Annotated in this window: 2 protein-coding genes; both read left to right on the top strand. The window is 70.4% G+C overall.

Annotated features, from left to right (window positions below):
* Positions 1 to 178: 178 nt before the first annotated feature.
* The gene (locus VF468_22590) at positions 179 to 604 is read left to right on the top strand and encodes a nuclear transport factor 2 family protein (protein HEX5881078.1); all 426 of its coding nucleotides are present in this window, start codon (positions 179 to 181) and stop codon (positions 602 to 604) included.
* 721 nt (positions 605 to 1325) lie between these two features.
* Positions 1326 to 2472 (top strand): serine/threonine-protein kinase (locus tag VF468_22585; GenBank protein HEX5881077.1); only part of this gene is annotated, 1147 nt, incomplete at its 3' end.

Below are 2472 nucleotides of genomic sequence, written 5' to 3'. Positions count from 1 at the left end.
CCGACACCCAACGACACCAAACGCCAAGGTCAGAGACACAGTCGAAGCATTGCCGCTGGTCCCGAGATGACGATGCTTGCGTTCACACAGCAGAGGCATGCGCTCGCCATCAACTTGATGTCCCTGGTGCGGTCAGAAAGACTCGGTACGTCGGGATGCGAGCCAGGGAGGGGCACCGATGGAAGCCAGCCCGCAGACCCAAACGGCCGTCGAGGCCACACTCAGGCAGTGGGCAGATGCCTACAGCAAGCGGGACTTGGACCGGGCCCTCGCCCTCATCGCACCGGATGACGATGTGGTCGGCATCGGCACCGGCCACGACGAGTGGCGGGTCGGGCCAGAAGAGTTCAAGGCGCAGGTCGAGCGGGACTTCTCGCAGGCCGAGGCGCTGTCGGTCGCGTATGAGCCGCTGGTCGTGTCGGAGGCTGGCCCGGTGGCCTGGGTGGCTGGACGGGTCAGCGTGCAGGCTCGCGTGGACGGCCAAGACCTGAGCTTGGCTGGTCGCTTCACCGCCGTCCTGGAGCGGCGGGATGACCGCTGGCTGCTGATGCAGACCCACTTTTCGCTGCCGGCAGCCGAGCAGGCCGAGGGCCGATCCTTCTGAGCGGTGCCCCGGCTCCCGGTGAAAGCGATTCGCCCTCCCGCTTGGGCCGCGCTGGGGCCGCAGACGGGTGGGACCGCACGGACAATCACGGTCATCGGCGGACAACGAAGCCGGAGGTCAGTCAGGCTGCTCGCAGGTAGCTCGGCCCGTTGAAGCTCGCTTACAACGACGAGGTCACCTAGTCTCGGGTCATGCCAACACCTTCGAGGACTCCAAGAGTGGCCAGGCGACGAGGCACCCGGCCTCTCTGGCGGGCTCACCCTCGAAGGCGTCGGTAGCAGAAGCGCCCGCCGGGCGGGGGAGTGCTGGGGCATGACCTAGGGGACAGTAGCGGTCAACATCGATCTCCCACGGACTGTGAACCGTCCCGGATGCCTGAGCCTCCGGTGACCCCGGGGCGGTTCAGACAGACTCCACCGCAATCTGCGTGGTTGACCAGACCGGTGCTTCATGGCGGTTGCGTACTCGAACGACGCGCCGTACCCGACGGTCGCAGCGCGGACGTCGGGCGTTCTTCACCCCTGCCTACTCAGTGTCCAAGAGAACCGGGAGCGATGGACCAGCATGCTGTCACCGAGCCGGCTGCTGGGTAGTGCCGGGCGCAGGTTGGCAGGATTCGGGGCCTGGTTGGCGGCGCAGTCCTCTTCAGGAGGCACGCGGGGAGAGGCAGGCAATGACGGGAGCGCATCGTTCGCTCGGCCCTGGGGGACGCTACCGCCTGGTGCGGCGGATCGGGGTCGGCGGGATGGGCGAGGTGTGGGAGGCCGACGACACCGTGCTGGGGCGCCGGGTCGCGCTCAAGGTGCTGGTCCAGGAGTTGGCCGACGACCCCCGAGCGACCAGGCGGTTTGTCCGGGAGGCGCGGGCGACCGCCAAGCTTACCCACCCCAATGTGACCCGGGTGTACGACTTCGGCCGGGATGGTGGCCTGCCGTATCTGGTCATGGAGCTCCTGGAGGGCGACACCTTGGCCGACCGGCTGGCCGGCGGCCCGCTGCCACCCAGCGAGGCGGCCCGGATCGGCGCGGCCGTGGCCGACGCCCTCGACGTCGCCCACAGCCGGGGGATCGTCCACCGCGACATCAAGCCAAGCAACGTGCTGTTGACTCCGGCCGGCGAGGTCAAGGTGATGGACTTCGGCATCGCCGCGGCGGCCGATGAGACCCATTCGACCACCGGCAGTGGGCTGTATGGGACCGCCGCCTATATCTCGCCGGAGCGGGCCGCCGGGCAGGCGGCCACCCCGGCAACCGACGTCTATTCGCTTGGCGCGGTCCTGTATGAACTGCTGATCGGCCGCCCACCGTTCCTCGGCGACTCACCAGTGCTGGTGGTCAGGGCCCACCTGCACGAGCGGCCCCGGCCGGTGCGGGAGCTCGCCCCCTGGGTGCCGGCCCGGCTGGCCGACGCCTGCGAGGCCGCCCTGGCCAAGGACCCGGCCCAGCGGCCATCCTCGGCCGCTGCCCTAGCCATGCGCCTGCGTGCCGCGCCTTTCCGGCCTGGGGCGCCGGTTCCTGGAAGCGGCGAGGCACCAACCACGCGGCTGCGCCCTCCGAGGCGTCGGGACCCGGCGAGACGGCAGCGGCCGGCCGATCCGACCCGCGTCATCGCGGCGGCCCCGGCCGGGTCGGCGATCGCGACCACCGTCAAGATGGGGGCGGGCCGGGCCATCTGGCGTCGGCATCGGCGTCGGACGGTGCCGCTGCTGGTCGGGACGCTGGTGGTGGTGCTGGCGGCGCTGGCTGTCATGGAACTCCGCGGCGGCGACCAGCCGGCGCAAGCTCCTGCTGCGACCGCGACGGCGGCCGCCCCGCAGGTCAGGGTCACCCTCCAGGCCACGGCGCTGGTGTGGACGCGCATCACCGTGG

This window comes from Actinomycetota bacterium, assembly GCA_036280995.1.
Taxonomy (GTDB): Bacteria; Actinomycetota; CALGFH01; order CALGFH01; family CALGFH01; genus CALGFH01.
This window is presented reverse-complemented; position numbering and strand designations above follow the sequence as displayed.